General features: G+C 66.6%; 1 pseudogene. It reads right to left on the minus strand.

Annotation, left to right across the window (positions count from 1 at the left end):
* Positions 1-491, minus strand: a pseudogene (locus tag GM672_RS28660) (RHS repeat-associated core domain-containing protein); the annotation flags it as partial.

Raw genomic sequence — 491 nt, forward strand, 5'->3', positions numbered from 1 at the left:
TCGTCGGCGACGCCGTCGGCGGTATCGGCGCAGTCGTCCAGGATGCCCGACAGCTTGCCCATCGCACTGTCGACGAAGGTCTCGATCTCGCCGGCCAGCCTGGCGTTAAGGTGCACGATCAGCACCTCGATCAGCGCGGCGCCGATATCCCTGGCGCCCAGCGCCAGCTTTTGCCGCACCAGGTGCAGGGCCGGCCGCAGGGTCATGCGCGCCGCGCTCATCGCCGGCGGCACCGGCACCACGCCGATCAGGTTGATGCCCAGACTGACCCATGCCAGGAATTCGACTTCCTTTTTGGCGATGGTCTTCTGGACGATCCCGACGACATCCATGATGGCGTCCACCAGCGCCATGATGTTGCCGACCACCGGCAGGCTGCCGGCCACGGTGCTCAGGCGCTCCAAGGTGACGTAATCGTCGCTGATCTTGCGCAGCCATTTGTCGAAGGCGGCGGCGCCGGCGCCGACGTCCCGCTGGTCGATCGTGTTCAG

It is taken from the genome of Pseudoduganella buxea (genome assembly GCF_009720835.1).
Classification (GTDB): Bacteria; Pseudomonadota; Gammaproteobacteria; order Burkholderiales; family Burkholderiaceae_D; genus Rugamonas; species Rugamonas buxea.